This window comes from Ruegeria sp. C12, assembly GCF_056537745.1.
The window spans coordinates 253,255-269,049 of sequence record NZ_JBQFSA010000003.1 but is presented as its reverse complement, the minus strand read 5'-3'; the positions used below and the strand labels follow the sequence as shown (position 1 = coordinate 269,049).

General features: G+C 59.7%; 13 protein-coding genes. 8 read left to right on the top strand and 5 right to left on the bottom strand.

All coding sequences use genetic code 11. The features are described 5' to 3' along the window. Positions 1-52: 52 nt before the first annotated feature. The 8 genes from hslO to ACR0C9_RS08650 all read left to right on the top strand — a co-directional run bounded on the left by hslO (position 53) and on the right by ACR0C9_RS08650 (position 9,386). On the top strand, positions 53-1,039 hold the full coding sequence (hslO, locus tag ACR0C9_RS08685; protein ID WP_480780814.1) for an Hsp33 family molecular chaperone HslO: 987 nt from the start codon (positions 53-55) through the stop codon (positions 1,037-1,039). Then, positions 1,014-1,628, top strand: coding sequence for a CoA pyrophosphatase (locus ACR0C9_RS08680; RefSeq protein WP_170631535.1), 615 nt, complete (start codon positions 1,014-1,016; stop codon positions 1,626-1,628). Before hslO ends, ACR0C9_RS08680 begins: the two co-directional genes overlap by 26 nt. Continuing rightward, positions 1,625-2,779, top strand: a complete 1,155-nt coding sequence (locus ACR0C9_RS08675) for a CCA tRNA nucleotidyltransferase (RefSeq protein ID WP_480780813.1) — start codon at positions 1,625-1,627, stop codon at positions 2,777-2,779. Before ACR0C9_RS08680 ends, ACR0C9_RS08675 begins: the two co-directional genes overlap by 4 nt. A 192-nt stretch (positions 2,780-2,971) precedes the next feature. Then, positions 2,972-4,810, top strand: coding sequence for an ABC transporter ATP-binding protein (locus tag ACR0C9_RS08670; RefSeq protein ID WP_480780812.1), 1,839 nt, complete (start codon positions 2,972-2,974; stop codon positions 4,808-4,810). After that, positions 4,807-6,639: an ABC transporter ATP-binding protein gene (locus ACR0C9_RS08665; RefSeq protein ID WP_170520946.1), complete on the top strand. Its 1,833-nt coding sequence runs from the start codon at positions 4,807-4,809 to the stop codon at positions 6,637-6,639. Before ACR0C9_RS08670 ends, ACR0C9_RS08665 begins: the two co-directional genes overlap by 4 nt. A 139-nt stretch (positions 6,640-6,778) precedes the next feature. Then, positions 6,779-8,008: a class I SAM-dependent RNA methyltransferase gene (locus ACR0C9_RS08660; RefSeq protein ID WP_480780811.1), complete on the top strand. Its 1,230-nt coding sequence runs from the start codon at positions 6,779-6,781 to the stop codon at positions 8,006-8,008. Between the two features lie 15 nt (positions 8,009-8,023). After that, the gene (locus tag ACR0C9_RS08655; RefSeq protein ID WP_170453387.1) at positions 8,024-8,809 is read left to right on the top strand and encodes an ion transporter; all 786 of its coding nucleotides are present in this window, start codon (positions 8,024-8,026) and stop codon (positions 8,807-8,809) included. A gap of 58 nt (positions 8,810-8,867) precedes the next feature. Further along, entirely contained in the window at positions 8,868-9,386 is a 519-nt protein-coding gene (locus ACR0C9_RS08650; RefSeq protein ID WP_170453388.1) for a L,D-transpeptidase family protein, read from the top strand. On the opposite strand, the gene ACR0C9_RS08645 is transcribed toward ACR0C9_RS08650, so the two are convergent. The 5 genes from ACR0C9_RS08645 to galE all read right to left on the bottom strand — a co-directional run bounded on the left by ACR0C9_RS08645 (position 9,370) and on the right by galE (position 15,726). Next, on the bottom strand, positions 9,370-10,815 hold the full coding sequence (locus ACR0C9_RS08645) for a nodulation protein NodH (RefSeq protein WP_480780810.1): 1,446 nt from the start codon (positions 10,813-10,815) through the stop codon (positions 9,370-9,372). The two genes, ACR0C9_RS08650 and ACR0C9_RS08645, sit on opposite strands and share 17 nt — an antisense overlap. Before the next feature lie 6 nt (positions 10,816-10,821). After that, positions 10,822-12,522 carry a DUF5927 domain-containing protein gene (locus ACR0C9_RS08640; protein ID WP_480780809.1) on the bottom strand — a complete coding sequence of 567 codons (1,701 nt, stop codon included), beginning with the start codon at positions 12,520-12,522 and terminating at the stop codon, positions 10,822-10,824. Next, positions 12,519-13,505, bottom strand: a complete 987-nt coding sequence (locus ACR0C9_RS08635; protein ID WP_170453690.1) for a glycosyltransferase family 2 protein — start codon at positions 13,503-13,505, stop codon at positions 12,519-12,521. Before ACR0C9_RS08635 ends, ACR0C9_RS08640 begins: the two co-directional genes overlap by 4 nt. Before the next feature lie 186 nt (positions 13,506-13,691). Beyond that, a complete protein-coding gene (locus tag ACR0C9_RS08630; RefSeq protein ID WP_170453691.1) occupies positions 13,692-14,687 on the bottom strand; it encodes a glycosyltransferase family 2 protein in 996 nt (331 codons plus the stop codon). 55 nt (positions 14,688-14,742) lie between these two features. Continuing rightward, a complete protein-coding gene (galE, locus tag ACR0C9_RS08625) occupies positions 14,743-15,726 on the bottom strand; it encodes a UDP-glucose 4-epimerase GalE (protein ID WP_170631519.1) in 984 nt (327 codons plus the stop codon). Positions 15,727-15,795 lie beyond the last annotated feature (69 nt).

Genomic DNA, 15,795 nt, shown 5'->3' with positions numbered 1-15,795 from the left:
CTGCGACCTATATGGTGCCGGTATGCCAACCCTTGGCGTGTAAGGAAACCCCATGTCTCTTGGAACAAAAATCGCGTGGGACGATACCGTCCTGCCCTTTCAACTCGATGTATCGGATATGCGCGGGCGCGTGGCCCGTCTGGATGGCGTGCTGGACGGCATCCTGAAGCAGCATGACTACCCCGAACAGGTTGAGGCTTTGGTGGCCGAGATGGCCCTGCTGACCGCGTTGATTGGCCAGACCGTTTCGCTGCGCTGGAAACTGTCCTTGCAGGTGCAATCCAAGGGCGCGGTGCGGATGATCGCCACGGATTATTACGCACCGAAGGTCGAGGGCGAACCGGCCCGCATCCGGGCCTATGCCAGTTTCGACCGGGATCGTCTGACAGATTCCGCCCCTTTCGATCAGGTGGGTGAGGGGTATTTTGCGATCATGATCGATCAGGGCGAAGGCACCCAGCCCTATCAGGGCATCACCCCGCTGGCCGGAGGCTCGATCAGCGCCTGCGCTGAGGCGTATTTTGCCCAGTCGGAACAGTTGCCGACGCGCTTCTCGCTCAGCTTCGGCAAATCGACCGAGCCGGGTGTGGGCGAACACTGGCGCGCGGGCGGCATCATGTTGCAGCACATGCCCAAAGCCTCGCCCTTTGCAGCCTCGGGTGAGGGTACCGGCGAGATCCTGACCGCAAATGATCTGGTTGATGGCGAAGAGGGCGAGAACTGGGGCCGTGTCAACATCCTGCTGGATACGGTCGAAGATCTTGAGATGATCGGCCCCTCGGTCGCGCCCACCGACCTTTTGATTCGCCTGTTCCACGAGGAAGGCCCCCGCGTCTATGACGCGCAGGCGGTGCAGTTTGGCTGTACCTGCTCCGAGGAACGTGTGCGCCAAAGCCTGTCGATCTATTCGGCCAAGGACATCGAAAAGATGACCACGCCCGAAGGGCAGGTGACAGCCGATTGTCAGTTCTGCGGGGCCCACTATGTGCTCGATCCCGCAACGGTTGGATTTGATGCAGAAGACGCCAGCGGTGCATGACCTTACCGCCCGCATTGCTGCGGCCTTGCGTCGTCCGGGTTACGGGTCCAGCGATTTTGACCTGAACCCGGAAACCGTGCTTCCGCCCGGGCGCAAATTGCGTCCGGCGGGGGTGTTGGTGCCGATCCTGCTGACCGGCGATGAGCCGCATCTGATTCTGACCAAACGATCATCCGCCCTGAAACACCATCCCGGTCAGATCGCCTTTCCGGGGGGCAAGCAGGATGAAGGGGATGTGGACATCACCGCCGCAGCCTTGCGTGAGGCGCGCGAGGAAATCGGCCTGCCGCCCGATCTGCCCGATGTGATCGGGTTTTTGCCGGAACATGAAACCGTGACCTCGTTTTCGATGACCCCGGTGGTTGCCATCGTCCGGCAGGGGTTTGACCCCGTGCCCGAACCCGGCGAAGTCGACGAGGTTTTCTCGGTTCCGCTTGCACATGTGCTGGACCCTGCGAATTATGTGATCGAGTCGCGCAGATGGCGGGGTCAGCGGCGCAGGTATTACGCCGTGCCCTATGGCCCCTATTACATCTGGGGCGCGACCGCCCGCATATTGCGCGGGTTGGCAGCACGGGTGAGTGAATGAAGCAGATCAGCGCGGCCTGGGTTTCAGACCCAGCAACTCAGAGGGTTTGCGCGGCCCTGACCAAAGGCGGGGCGCAGGCCCTGTTTGTCGGGGGCTGCGTGCGCAATGCCCTGCTGGGCGCGCCGGTCTTGGATATCGACATTGCGACCGATGCGCTGCCGAACCGGGTGGTTGAGCTGGCACAGGCCGCAGGCCTCAAGGCGATTCCGACCGGGATTGACCATGGTACAGTCACCGTGGTCTGCGATCACATCCCGCATGAGATCACCACCTTTCGCCGCGATGTTGAAACCGATGGTCGCCGGGCCGTTGTCGCCTTTTCCGAGAAGGTCGAGGAAGACGCAGCGCGGCGCGATTTCACCATGAATGCGATCTATGCCCGGCCAGATGGCACCGTGTTAGACCCGCTTTTGGGCCTGCCCGATCTTGAGGCACGCCGCGTGCGCTTTATCGGAACCGCCCAAAACCGTATCCGCGAGGATTATCTGCGTTCTCTGCGGTACTTCCGGTTTCACGCCTGGTACGGCGATGCCGAGGCCGGGTTCGATGCGGATGCCTTGGCGGCGATTGCGGGCAATCTGGACGGGCTGTCCACCCTGTCCCGCGAACGCGTCGGGGCCGAGTTGCTGAAACTGCTGGCTGCGCCCGATCCGGCCCCGTCAGTTGCCGCGATGCGCAGCACCGGCGTTCTGGCGCGTCTTTTGCCCGGTGCCAATGACCGCGCGCTTGCGCCCTTGGTGGCGATTGAACAGGCCGCAGGGGCCGAACCCGAGCCAGTGCGCCGCCTTGCCGCCATCGCCACGCCCGAAAACGCCGCCACCCTGCGCCTCAGCCGGTCTCAATTGCAACGGCTGACCCGAATGCGGGACGAAGCACAGGCACCGACCAGCGTGGCCGAACTGGGCTATCGCTATGGCGATGAGGGCGGCCTGCACGAAACCCTGCTGCGCTGCGCGTTTCTGGAACAACCGTGGTCCGACGACCTGAGGACCCAGTTGCACAGCGGCGCAGCCGCGCGCTTTCCGATCAAGGCGGCAGATCTGATCCCCGATTTCACCGGCCCCGCGCTGGGCCAAAAACTGGCAGAGCTTGAGGCGCGCTGGATCGCGTCGGGCTTCACCCTGACCCGCGAGGATTTGCTGACCGGCTGACGGGAAGTCTCAAAAGGGGATGACAAACCAACGGGTTTGTGGTTACGTGCGCCTGTCACATGGATGGAGGAATGCGAATGTATTACGGGATCTGGTTCGGCTAAAGCCGGGACACTTGCCCCGTAAAGGGTGGTGTTCAGGCGCCATTCTTCTTCGCACGTCTTTTGTTTTGCTCAATCGGAGCACGCTTCCATGTTTCGCTATTTCGAAAACCTTGTTGACCCTTTTGTCGCCTATCATGAGACCGACACGCCGCCGACGCGGCTGTGGCCCTTCATGCTGGAATACTCGCGGCCATTCTTCCGCGTGTTCGTATGGGCAACGCTGCTATCCATTGTTGTCGCTGGGGTCGAGGTCGGCCTGATCTATTACATGGGACGCGTTGTGGACCTGCTTGGCGGGTCTCCGGCCAATGTATGGAAGGATCACGGGACAGAACTGCTGTTGATGGCTGCGTTTATCCTTTTGTTGCGGCCAATTTTGCACATTCTGGACGTGCTTGTGATCAACAACGCGATCCTGCCTCAGTATGGCACTCTGTTTCGCTGGCGGGCCCACAAGCACGTTCTGCGCCAGTCGGTTAGCTGGTTTGAAAACGACTTTGCCGGGCGCATCTCCAACCGGATCATGCAGACCCCGCCCGCCGCTGGCGAGGTGGTGTTTCAGGTTTTCGACGCGATTTCTTTCTCGCTGGCCTATCTGGTCGGGGCTGCAATCCTGCTTATGGCCGCAGACACGCGGCTGTTGTTGCCGCTGCTGATCTGGTTTGCGCTTTATGTCGTGCTGGTCAACTGGGCGGTTCGGCGCGTCGGTCCGGCGTCACAGGCCGCATCGGATGCGCGTTCAACCGTGACGGGCCGCGTGGTGGACAGCTATACAAACATTCACTCGGTCAAGATGTTCGCGCATGCCGATCAAGAGTTGGGCTACGCGAAGGAAGCGATTTCCGAAACGCGTCGCACCGTTCAGGTCGAGATGCGGATTTTCACCATCATGGACGCCATTCTGGTCGTTCTGAATGGCTTCCTGATTGTGGGCGTAGTCGGCTGGGCCATCGTTCTGTGGATGCAAGGCCAAGCCTCAGTTGGTGTTGTGGCAGCGGCAACCGCTCTGACCCTGCGTTTGAACGCCATGACCGGTTGGATCATGTGGGCGCTGACCAGCCTGTTCCGCCAGCTTGGTGTCGTGGCCGAGGGGTTGGAGACAATTGCGCAGCCGATCCAATTGCTGGATGCACCTGATGCAAAGCCATTACAGCTGGGCAAAGGTGAGATCGAAATTCGCGACCTGTCGCATCATTATGGCCGTGAAACCGGTGGTCTGGATCACATCAACCTGACCATCCATCCGGGTGAAAAGATCGGCCTGATCGGGCGGTCCGGTGCGGGGAAATCGACCCTAGTTAAGCTGCTTTTGCGGTTTTACGACGTTGAACGCGGTGCGATTTTGATCGACGGCCAGAACATCGCGGGTGTCACACAGGACAGCTTGCGCAGTCATATCGGGATGGTCCAGCAGGACAGCGCATTGCTGCATCGATCGGTGCGCGACAACATCCTCTATGGTCGTCCCGACGCGACCGAAGAACAGATGGTTGCCGCAGCAAAACAGGCCGAAGCGCATGAGTTCATTCTGGACCTGCAAGACCCGCAGGGCCGCACCGGCTATGACGCCCATGTGGGCGAGCGGGGCGTTAAGCTGTCCGGCGGTCAACGGCAACGGGTAACTCTGGCACGGGTGATTCTGAAGGACGCGCCGATCCTGTTGTTGGACGAGGCGACTTCTGCCCTAGATTCCGAGGTCGAAGCGTCGATTCAGGAAACCCTCTACGGCATGATGCAAGGTAAAACCGTGATCGCCATTGCCCACAGGCTCAGCACCATTGCGCAGATGGACCGCATTCTGGTGATGGATGCCGGTCGCATCGTCGAAGAGGGCGCGCATTCCGATCTTTTGGCGCAGGGTGGCCTTTACGCGCAGTTCTGGGCGCGGCAATCTGGCGGCTTCATGAACCCGGAGGCCGCGGAATGAGGGTTGCTGACCTCATAAACCCGTTCAAAAACATCGAAACGCCCCCACCGCAGACGTTGGGGGCGTTCATTCGCTGGAGCCTGTCCGGCGCCTGGCCCATGCTGTTTGTCGCGGCCTTCTTCTCGGCCACCGCTGGCGCGATGGAGGCGGTCACGGCCTGGATTCTGGGCGAGGTGATCGATGTCGCAACCTCCAGCGGCCCCGAAAACTTTCTGACCGCCGAGAACATGTGGATGATCTTCGCAGCGGTGGTCTTTTTCATGCTGCTGCGTCCGATCCTGTTTGGCCTCTCGTCGGTGTCGAACAACTATATCGTCATGCCCAATATCCCACCTTTGGTTCTGGCCAAGCTGAACCGCTGGACGCTGGGCCAGTCGGTGACCTATTTCGACGATGATTTCGCCGGGCGGATCGCCCAGAAGCAGATGCAAACGTCCAACGCCATGGCCTCGGTCGTCTCGGAAACGATCAGCGCGATTGTGTTTGCGTTGGCTTCATTGGTCGGTTCTTTGCTTTTGTTAGGGTCTATTCATCCGCTGGTGATGCTGCCCTTCGCCGGCTGGTTGGCGGTCTATTTTCTGCTGGTTCGCTGGTACTTGCCGCGCATTCGCAAGCTGTCGGGGGCTCGGGCCGGGGCACGGGCGATGGTGTCGGGACAGGTCGTTGACACGATCACCAACATCAAAACGGTCAAGCTGTTCGCCCATTCCGCGTTCGAGGATCAGGCCGCGCGTGATTCGATGGTGGAACTGCGCGAGCGGTCGCTGGATTTCGGCAAACTCTCTGCCAGTTTCCGTTTCATCCTGATGACATTGGCTGGCGTTTTGCCCGTGCTACTGCTGGGCGCGACCCTGTGGCTGTGGCAGTTCGGCATGGCAACCGCTGGCGATATCGTGGCCGCAGGTGCTGTTTCGATCCGGATCGCGCAGATGACCGGTTGGGTCAGTTTTACGCTGATGGGCCTTTACGCAAATGTCGGTGAGATCGAGAACGGGATGAAGACACTGGCCAAGCGCGACCGGGTCGAGGATGCCGCGCAGGCCACGGACTTGGTGGTGACCGAAGGTGGCATCGCCTTTGACGCGGTCAGCTTTGCCTATGGCCGCGATATCGGCGGTGTGGCCGACCTGAATCTGACCGTCAAACCGGGTGAGAAACTGGGCATCGTCGGCGCGTCCGGGGCAGGGAAATCGACGCTCGTGTCGCTTCTGCTCAGGCTCTATGACGGGGAAAACGGCGCTATTCGCATCGACGGGCAGGACGTGTCGCAGGTTACGCAGGACAGTCTGCGCCGTCAGATCGGCATGGTCACGCAGGAAACCGCGATGTTCAACCGTTCGGCCCGTGAGAATATCCTCTATGGTCGCCCGGATGCGTCCGAGGCGGACATGATCGAAGCCGCCGAAAAGGCCGAGGCGCATGAGTTCATTCTGAGCCTTGAAGATGCGCAGGGTCGCAAAGGATACGATGCGCATCTGGGCGAGCGTGGTGTGAAGCTATCCGGTGGTCAGCGGCAGCGGATCGCCTTAGCCCGCGCCATCCTGAAAGACGCGCCAATTCTGGTGCTGGACGAGGCGACATCGGCACTGGATTCCGAAGTTGAGGCTTCGATCCAAACCGCGTTGCATCGGGTCATGCAGGGCAAAACCGTTCTGGCGATCGCGCACCGCCTGTCAACTCTCAGCGAGATGGACCGGATCGTTGTTCTGGATCACGGGCGGATCGTTGAAACCGGCACGCATGAGGCGCTTTTGGATCAGGGCGGGCTGTATGCGCGGTTCTGGCATCGCCAGTCGGGCGGGTTCATTCAGGCTGAAGCTGCGGAATAGGGGCCTTTGCGGTTCTTGAACCAAACAGCATCGAAATGCGCGTTCGACCGAAGGGAGAGGCAGCGTATTGCGATCCAAAGTAAACGCAAAGTGCCCTAGGGGGTTTTGTTGCGGGCAAACCGCCGTTATCAGCCACGTCATGACGCAGACCTTCACCATAATCCGCCTGGGGCATCAGGGCGACGGTATCGCCGATGGCCCCGTCTATGCGCCGCGAACCTTACCCGGTGAGGTGGTGAGCGGTACTCTGCACGGTCAGGTTCTGACCGATATCCGGGTGGACAGCCCATCCGATCAGCGCGTGAAGGCCCCATGTCGGCATTACAAGGCCTGCGGTGGGTGCCAATTGCAGCATGCCTCAGACGCGTTCGTGGCCGACTGGAAGGTTGCGGTGGTGCGCAACGCGCTGGCCGCGCAGGGGCTCGATGCCCCGATGCGGCCCATTCACACGTCGCCCGATCGGTCCCGTCGTCGGGCGACGATTGCCGTACGGCGGACGAAAAAGGGCGCGCTGGCCGGATTTCACGGACGGGCGTCGGACACGATCACCGATATCCCGGATTGTCACCTGCTGGACCCCGCATTGATCGCCGCCATTCCGGTGGCCGAGGCTTTGGCCCTGTTGGGTGGCAGCCGCAAGGGTGTGCTGGCTGTGACGCTGACCCTGTCCGAGGGCGGGCTGGATGCGGCGGTCAAAGGCGGTAAACCGCTGGACGGCCCGCTGGAGCTGGCTCTGGCGCAAGAAACCGAGAAACACGGGCTGGCAAGGCTCAGCTGGGATGGCGAGGTGATCGCGATGCGGCAGGCCCCGTCGCAGCGGTTCGGATCGGCCGCAGTCACGCCCCCGCCCGGGGCGTTTTTGCAGGCGACAAAGGACGGAGAGCAGGCTCTAACACAGGCTGTTTTGGAGGCAACTCAAGGGGCAAAGCGGGTCGTCGACCTGTTTGCAGGCAGCGGCACATTCTCACTGCCACTGGCGCAGATGGCCGAGGTTCATGCGGTCGAGGGCGAGGCCGAGATGACGCAAGCCTTGGATCAGGGCTGGCGCAGCACGACCGGTCTGAAACGCATCACGGTCGAGGCGCGCGACCTGTTTCGCCGCCCCTTGATGCCGGATGAACTAAAGCCGTTCGACGCCGTTGTTCTTGACCCACCCCGCGCCGGGGCCGAGGCACAGGTGGCAGAACTGGCGCAGGCACGCCCAGCGGTCATTGCCTATGTCTCATGCAATCCGGTCACCTTTGCGCGCGATGCCAAAGCGCTTGTCGATGCGGGCTATACCCTTGAATGGGTGCAGGTCGTTGACCAATTTCGGTGGTCGTCACATACGGAACTGGCCGCGCGGTTCGTGCTGAACCCCGCATCCTAAGGAGACAGGCAAGGCATGGGGTCCAAACAGCGTTTGCTGAACATTATCGAGGCACCGGCTTTTGGTCGGTTCATCACCGGCGTCATCATCTTCAATGCGATTCTGTTGGGGATGGAAACCTCGCCCGTGCTGATGGAAGCTGCAGGCCCGCTGATCGTGACGCTCGACAAGTTGTGCCTAGCGATCTTTGTCGCCGAAATTGCGATGAAGCTGATCGCCACCGGGCGTAACTTCTTCAAAAGCGGCTGGAACCTGTTTGATTTTCTGATCGTGGGCGTTGCCCTTGTCCCCAGTGCGGGTGGCCTGTCCGTGTTGCGGGCGCTGCGAATCCTGCGGGTTCTGCGCGTGATCTCGGTCGCGCCGCGACTGCGCCGGGTGGTCGAAGGGTTCATCTCGGCCCTGCCGGGCATGGCCAGCGTATTCCTGCTGATGGCGATCCTGTTCTATATCGGCGCGGTGATCTCGACCAAGCTGTTCTCGTATTCCTTCCCGGACTGGTTCGGCGATCTGGGTCTGTCGGCCTATACGCTGTTCCAAATCATGACACTGGAAAGCTGGTCCATGGGCATCGTGCGCCCGGTGATGGAGGTTTATCCCTACGCCTGGCTGTTCTTTGTGCCCTTCATCATGGTCACCACTTTTGCTGTGGTGAACCTGCTGGTCGGTCTGATCGTGAATTCGATGCAGGATGCGCACCATGCCGAGGATGAGGTGAAAACCGACGCCTACCGGGATGAGGTGCTGGAACGGCTGGAAGCCATTGAACAACGGCTTATTCAGCAATCAAACATCAAAAAGTGATTTCAGTTTTTTGATTTTTTGGCATAATACGCAAAAAAAGAGCAGCAGGCAGTGAAACATGGATCGTCGAGCATTTGGATTGGGGGCGATGGCAACGCTGAGCCTTTCGGCTTGTGCCTCAGCCAGCCCCAGATTTCTGACCTATAACGGACCCGAGGTGACGTCTCTTGTGGTGAACAAGGGCGCGCGCAAGCTTTATCTTCTGCATAACGAGCAGGTCTTGCGTGACTATGACGTTGATCTGGGTTTTGCGCCCCGGGGCACCAAGACCAAGCGTGGAGATGGTCGCACACCCGAAGGCACCTATCTGATCGACCGCCGCAACCCGCGCAGCCGGTATCATCTGTCTTTGGGGATTTCCTATCCCAACTCGGAAGACATCGCGCAGGCTAAGGCGGCAGGTGTTGATCCGGGCGGTGACATTTTCATTCACGGCCAGCCCAACCTGCGGTCAGAACTGCGGCGCGCGAAAAAGACGCCGGATTGGACAGCGGGTTGTATCGCGGTCAAGAATGACGAGATGGAAGAGATCTACGCGATGGTTGGCCGGGGTACGCTGATCACTCTGCGCCCCTGATCGGTCGCCAATCGCCGAATCCGAATTGCACGAAGTCGCGCTGGTACGTTTCTGCTGCCAGCACCTGCAATTTGGCATCGCAGATTTCGTCCAGGCGATAGGGTTCTTCCGAAGTGCCATTGTTGGGCATTGGCGGGTTTGCGTGGCCCATCCTGCGGGCCAGATCAGGCAGGGCAACGGACAGCTCACCCTCGCGCAGGATCAGGTCGGGCAGGGCGAATTTCGAAACCCCTGCCAGCGCTTCTGATTGGGTGCACCAAGTTGCATCCACCCGGATCGGCGTCTGCCCGGCAAGGTTATGGCGCAGGAAGGTCAGGAAGGCGGAAAACGCCTCATAATGCTGATCCATTGAATAGTTATGCGCACGTATCTGACCGGGGATCGGCAGTTTGAAGCGGTTGCGCAATTGTTTGCGGATGTCCTCGTAACACTCTGGTCCGGTGTTCAGGATATGTCGACAAAAGGCCGTATGCGCGCGCGCCAGCGGGTGGCGCAGCACGGTGAGTTTACGGTGTCCGGGCGTGGCGCGCATCCAGTCTTGCACCTCCTGCCGCGAGGGGCTTGTTATCAGGCCATCTGTGCCAACATTGTCCAGCGTGGCCATCCACTGATGAATGACCGGATCGATTCCGCCGTGCACCGGCATATAAAGCAGCCGAGATTTTGGCGCGATCACATACCCTTCAACCGCCGGTCCGCGTTTTGGTTCGAAATACGGGCTGCGGTGCATGGACAGCAGGTCAAGCCCGGACAGGTCGCTCTGCATCTGGTCCGGATTTGTGACCTTGGACAGCGCCGGGATCGGGTTTTGCGGTTTCAGCAGGTCGTCCAACTGGCTTAGGCGCGCCGGAATGCCCAGCCAGTCGGCCAGCCCGTTCAGAACGTCCAACCGGGTCAGATCGTCATAATCGATGTAAAATGCGCTTTGGCCGGTGCGTTGCAGGTGGGTGTGGACCTGATGCAGGAAGCCTTGGCGCTGATCCAGATAGTCCGAGAACTCTGGCCCATCATACTCGACCTGTGCTTCAAGCCGGCGTTTGATGTTCTTCAACTGCCACTGCTTGGTTTTGCGCACGATCTTCAGCGACAGGTAGCTGTCCAGAGGGTTACGCGTCAGAATGATCTTGGCGCAGCGCGGGTCGTTCAGGACAGGGTCAAGCACCCTTGGGTCGTGTTCCTGAAAATAGCGAAAACCGTTCAGATCGCCTGTGTCTGCGCGCATCGCCTCGATCAGCCGCGCCGGATTTTCGTCGCGCTCTTCCAGCGAGATGCCCAGCACGTCCTGCGCTTTGACGCGGCCAATGAAATGAGGATTGAATGCCTCGCCATGGCAGGTGACACCGTCCAGCGCGTTCAGGTTCGACTCCAGCAGGTTCGAACCGGTTCGCATCGCAGCCAATACGATGAAATAGTCAAACTTACGCATCATCGGCGATCACTGCACCAGATAGGGTTTGCGATATGGCTTGGTTTGTGTGCCGAAAACGTCGTCGGCAGGGAAATCCCCCATCAATTGCGGGTGCATGCCCTGGTTCTTCAGGTTTTGCAGGAATTGACCAAAGCCGGACAGATCGACCATGGTCGGCGCTTCCGTCAGGTGACTGGCACCTTGGGTGCCGATCTCATCGATGATTGTCTGCAAAGGCTCCATCGGGGCCTCGATGAAATCGGCCAGGGTCCAGCTGCGCACATTTGCCTTGGTCCAGACCGAGGTCAGAACCTCAAGCTGTTTGCTTTCGATCCGTTGCAGGCGCGCTGCCTCGCACCGGATATCCGCGAAATTCATGTTCGAGCGGAATAGCGGAATGGCCCATGCCCCGGTAATGACCGAGACCTGGGCGTTCTTGTCGCGGGCCATGAACCAGTTGATGGCCTGCGTGTCATTTGGGCCGAACTGAAAACACTGACGCTCACCCCGTGTGTTCCAGATCAGGTTCGACAGGAAAGCGGTCGGGTTGTAGTCCCGAAGGGTGGCGCAATCGCTCAGCGCGCCGTTGGTGATTGTCTGGCCTTGGGCGAACTCGGCCCGATCGGGTCCGAACAAGCGCCCGTGCACCCGTGCCCCGGTGACCGAGGTCAGCCAGGTTTCAAAATCCTCGAACAATTCGCCAAAGCCCTGAAACATGGAATAAGGCGATGAGGTCAGGCCGTTTTCACTGCCATGCCGGGGGAAGCGGCCCTGCATATAAAGACCGTCGCGGCCATGGGTGCGCCGCTCGACCGCTTTGGAAAACACCCGGTCGATCTTGCCGGGGTTCGGCTCGGCCGGTTTCATCGCGCCGGTCTGATCGATCAGAAAGGCCTGATACAACCGATCCGCCCGCCACCAGATTTTGCGTGCAACAAAACAATCCGACCGGCGCAGCAATTGCAGGTGATCGTCGTAGAAGATATGCGGCCGGCCTTGATAGTCGAACTTGGACAGGGTTAGCGAGCGGCTTTCGATATGTGTCGAATACAGCCGTGCCAGCGTCTGGAAATAGCTTTCATCCGGTATCCAGACCTGCCGGAAATAGCGGTCATAGGTCTTGCGTTTCGGGTCTTGCAGGATCGCGGACAGGGTTTGGCGGGTCAGACACCACCATTGGCTGCCCATATGGGGAACCAGTCCCTCGGGGATACTGCGGCGCAGGCCCAGGCGGCGTTGCAGCTTGACATAGGCATCAAACAATTTGCGCTGCTTACGCCATGAAAACGGAAAGCGCAGGGTGAAGCGTTCGTGATCCAGCCCGCCAATGGTCCAACTGACATCGGCGGTGGTGGCGCTTTCGATGAAATCGACGCGGGGCCGGTCGGACAGGTAGTCAACCAGCTCCTGCACCGGGCGCAGCGGCAGGCAGGCCCCTGAGGACAGGAACACATGCCGCACGTCCGGAAACCGCTCCAACATCAGTTCGGATGCGGCCTGCGATCCGGCAACGATGCCCCAACCGCCCCAGTCGCATTTGTGACGCTCGGAAAACACGATCAGCGGATCATCCGCGCAAGAGGCGACGAATTTCGAGAACACATCGCCCGGCACCTTACGATCCACATGGATCACCACCGGGCATCCCGCTGCCGTCCAATGCCGGGCGACCTGTTCGGCGCGGTCCAATGCGGTATGCACCAGCATGACGATGCCCAAAGAACTCATGCCCAGTTTCCTTTTGACATGAGGCCCAGAATCTCAAGCTGTCGCCAGTTGATATAGGTTTCGGACCAGTCGCACCAGAAGACGGGCTTTTCGTCCAGACCATCGACATAGGCTTTGTATTCGCCCGACCCGCGATAATGCTGACCGCGCTGCAACTCCTCACGCGCCTTGTCGCCCAGCGTGTCGATCAGTTTGGCATGTAGCAACGCGCCACTGGCTTTTTCACCGCCCCATTCGTCATAGACCTGGTTCAAGCCGCGCGGCAGCAGCGAATGGGTCGAGCTGACATAGACATAGCGCCGGTCCCATTTCACCAGAGGGATCTTGTTCAGCGCAGGCGCCTTTGACGGGTTGTCGCGAAAGAACACGCGCGCGCGGGGGCCGCCTTGAATCCACAGGTTCTTATACTCGGGGTTCTTGGTGATCATGTAATTGCCGGCATCAAACCAGCGCGCGATTTCGAACGGGTCCTGCCCTTCGTGATAAGGCTCTGCGTCCACCGGCCCCTGCGGATACATATCGATCAGCATGGTCCCGAAACTGCGCACCGCGCATCCATCCAGCCAATCGGTCAGCGCCCGGATGGGCCGTGTGTCGCAGAAGGGATAGATGAAGAACTCATCGGGATCGACGGTCAGTACCCAGTGTTTATGGGCGTATTTGCGCAGCAAGTAATTCGACCAGTCCAGCCCGAACCCCGCGCGTTTATAGCTGGTCTTTGTTCGCCAGACCGAGACATCGGGTTGTGATTTCAGGAACTCGCAAGTGCCGTCATCGCTGTCATTGTCCACAAACAAAAAATGGTCGATACCCAGTTTGCGGTAGTAGTCCAGAAAAAAGGGCAGGCGTATCTTTTCGTTGCGCACCACGCTCATCAGCAGAATATCTTCGCGGCGAATGGCGGCGGTGTTGTTGCTGACGGGCCCAAGCTCGCGCCGTCGTCTGACGCCGCGCAGGATACGGCGTTTGCGCCGCAACCTCATCCGATACGAGTCCCACAGGCTCACGTGATTATCCAACCTTTGTTTTGCCGCGAGCGTCCTCCGCCCCCCTCAACGTGCAAAAAGGGTCGGGTTAATGCCGATTTATGCCACCTATGCATCTTGCAGGGCAATGGATTTAGAACCGGTTAGCGGTGAACATGGTTTTTATGCACATGTTTTCGCCCATTACGTCCATCCTCCGGCATTCATTAACCCAAGTTGCTGCAATTGTTCCCACCCTGCATAGCGCGTCGATTGAGCGGTCCAAAGGGTCGGGCGATTGATAATCCCATCATAATATGGCCCGAATTGGTCAGGGTCATGAAAATGCTGGCGGCGCTGCTTCTCAATCCGCGACTTCTCGACGATCTCGGGCAGGAATTTTGTGTGGAGCAAGATACCGGAAGGGGCCGAGCCTCCGGGTCCGTCATAGGCTGCGTTCAAGTGCCGGGGCAGGGCCGAGTGGCAGGAATTCACATAGGCGTAGCGGCGGCACCAGCGTATCAGCGGGATCTTGTTCAGGGTCGGAGATCGCTGTCGCGTCGTGGCAAAGAACATGCGTTCACGCGCACCGCCCTGCACCCAAAGATTGCCCGCCGGGCTTTGACGCTGGGCCCGATAAGGCCCGGCATCGAACCAACTCAGTACTGCCGTCGGATCACTTTCGGGGTCATGGCTTTGATCCCCCAACGGACCTTCGGGATACAGGTCCAGCATCAAAGCGCCAAATGCCCCGCGCCCCGTCTGGTCCAGCCATTTTGTCAGATCGTGCAGCGAGCGTGTGTCGTGATGGGCATAGATCAACAACTCATCCGCATCCACCATCAGGCACCAATGGCGATGGCCATGGCGCATTTGGAGCCATGTCAGCCAGTCCAGCCCATAGCGCGAAGCCCGATAGCTTGCATGGGTTTGCCATAGCGAGACATCGGGCTGGTCCAGCAGCAATTCAGCCGAGCCATCATCGCTACCATTGTCCACGATCAGAAAGTGATCGATCCCGAGGCTGCGATAATGGTGCAGAAACCAGGGCAGGCGCGTGATTTCGTTGCGCAGCGTGGTGAAGGCCAGAATGCTGCCGCGCGTGATCTTGTCGGTCTGATCGTTCGCGCTGCTCAGTTGATGTCGGCTGCGCCAAGCGCGCATTAGCAGACGGCGGCGTTTCCAGCGCAGACGGTACATCTGGGCCCATCCGATTTGGGGTAGGGTCTGTACCGATGCGCTGGTCAACCGGGCCTCATTGCTCGTAATGGCCGTTCTGATGCCAGCGCCATGCGTCGGCGATCATCGTCTCTAACGTTGACCTTTTGGGCTTCCACCCCAACTCGGCCTCGGCCCGGACAGACCCTGAGACCAGTTTGGTGCAATCGCCTTCGCGGCGCGCCCCGACCGTATAGGGCACCGCGCGGTTGGTGACGGCCTTGGAATGTTGGATGACTTGCAGAACCGAAAAGCCCGAGCCGGTGCCAAGGTTGAAGACCCGGCTGCCTTTGCCCTCTTCCAGCCAGTTCAAACCCAGTACATGCGCGTCAACCAGATCGCAGACATGGACATAGTCGCGGATACAGGTGCCGTCTGGCGTGTCGTAATCGGTGCCAAATACAGTCAGCCCGTCCCGTTTGCCGTCAATTGCGTCCAGCATCAGCGGCACCAGATGGGTTTCAGGGCGGTGAAATTCACCAACTTCGCCATCCGGGTCCGCGCCCGCGACGTTGAAATAGCGGAAGATTACGTGTCGCAGCCCATGCGCGGCCTCGAAATCGTGCAGAATATCCTCGATCGCGCGCTTTGAGGCACCATAAGCGTTCAGCGGGTGCTGCGAGGTTGTCTCGTCCAGAACGACATTGTCATGCTCACCATAGGTGGCGCAGGTCGATGAGAACACAAAGTCCAGACACCCTGCCGCAACCGCGGCCTCGATCAGCGTCAGCGAGCCGGTCACGTTGTTGGACCAGTATTTACCGGGCTCTTTCATCGCCTCGCCCACCTGGCTGAGCGCGGCGAAATGCATCACCGCCACTGGCTGGTGTTTCGCGAAAACCTCGTCCAGACGGGCGCGATCCAGAAGGTCGCCCTGTTCGAACGGGCCGAATTTGACCGCATCCTGCCAGCCGGTGATCAGGTTGTCATAGGTGACGGGCACATACCCGGCCTGTGACAACGCCTTGCAGGCATGGGATCCGATATAGCCAGCGCCACCGGTTACAAGAACAGTTTTCATATGCGATCCGTAAGGTCAGAGTTGGAGGTTCCTACGCCATGGCAGGTGCGAAGGTCATGGGGAAAAGAG

Coding starts and splice junctions, on each gene's coding strand:
- ACR0C9_RS08675 (WP_480780813.1), top strand. CDS start 1,625: ATGAAGCAGATCAGCGCGGCCTGGGTTTCAGACCCAGCAACTCAGAGG.
- hslO (WP_480780814.1), top strand. CDS start 53: ATGTCTCTTGGAACAAAAATCGCGTGGGACGATACCGTCCTGCCCTTT.
- ACR0C9_RS08680 (WP_170631535.1), top strand. CDS start 1,014: ATGCAGAAGACGCCAGCGGTGCATGACCTTACCGCCCGCATTGCTGCG.
- ACR0C9_RS08670 (WP_480780812.1), top strand. CDS start 2,972: ATGTTTCGCTATTTCGAAAACCTTGTTGACCCTTTTGTCGCCTATCAT.
- ACR0C9_RS08635 (WP_170453690.1), bottom strand. CDS start 13,505: ATGAGGTTGCGGCGCAAACGCCGTATCCTGCGCGGCGTCAGACGACGG.
- ACR0C9_RS08660 (WP_480780811.1), top strand. CDS start 6,779: ATGACGCAGACCTTCACCATAATCCGCCTGGGGCATCAGGGCGACGGT.
- galE (WP_170631519.1), bottom strand. CDS start 15,726: ATGAAAACTGTTCTTGTAACCGGTGGCGCTGGCTATATCGGATCCCAT.
- ACR0C9_RS08645 (WP_480780810.1), bottom strand. CDS start 10,815: ATGATGCGTAAGTTTGACTATTTCATCGTATTGGCTGCGATGCGAACC.
- ACR0C9_RS08640 (WP_480780809.1), bottom strand. CDS start 12,522: ATGAGTTCTTTGGGCATCGTCATGCTGGTGCATACCGCATTGGACCGC.
- ACR0C9_RS08650 (WP_170453388.1), top strand. CDS start 8,868: ATGGATCGTCGAGCATTTGGATTGGGGGCGATGGCAACGCTGAGCCTT.
- ACR0C9_RS08665 (WP_170520946.1), top strand. CDS start 4,807: ATGAGGGTTGCTGACCTCATAAACCCGTTCAAAAACATCGAAACGCCC.
- ACR0C9_RS08655 (WP_170453387.1), top strand. CDS start 8,024: ATGGGGTCCAAACAGCGTTTGCTGAACATTATCGAGGCACCGGCTTTT.
- ACR0C9_RS08630 (WP_170453691.1), bottom strand. CDS start 14,687: ATGTACCGTCTGCGCTGGAAACGCCGCCGTCTGCTAATGCGCGCTTGG.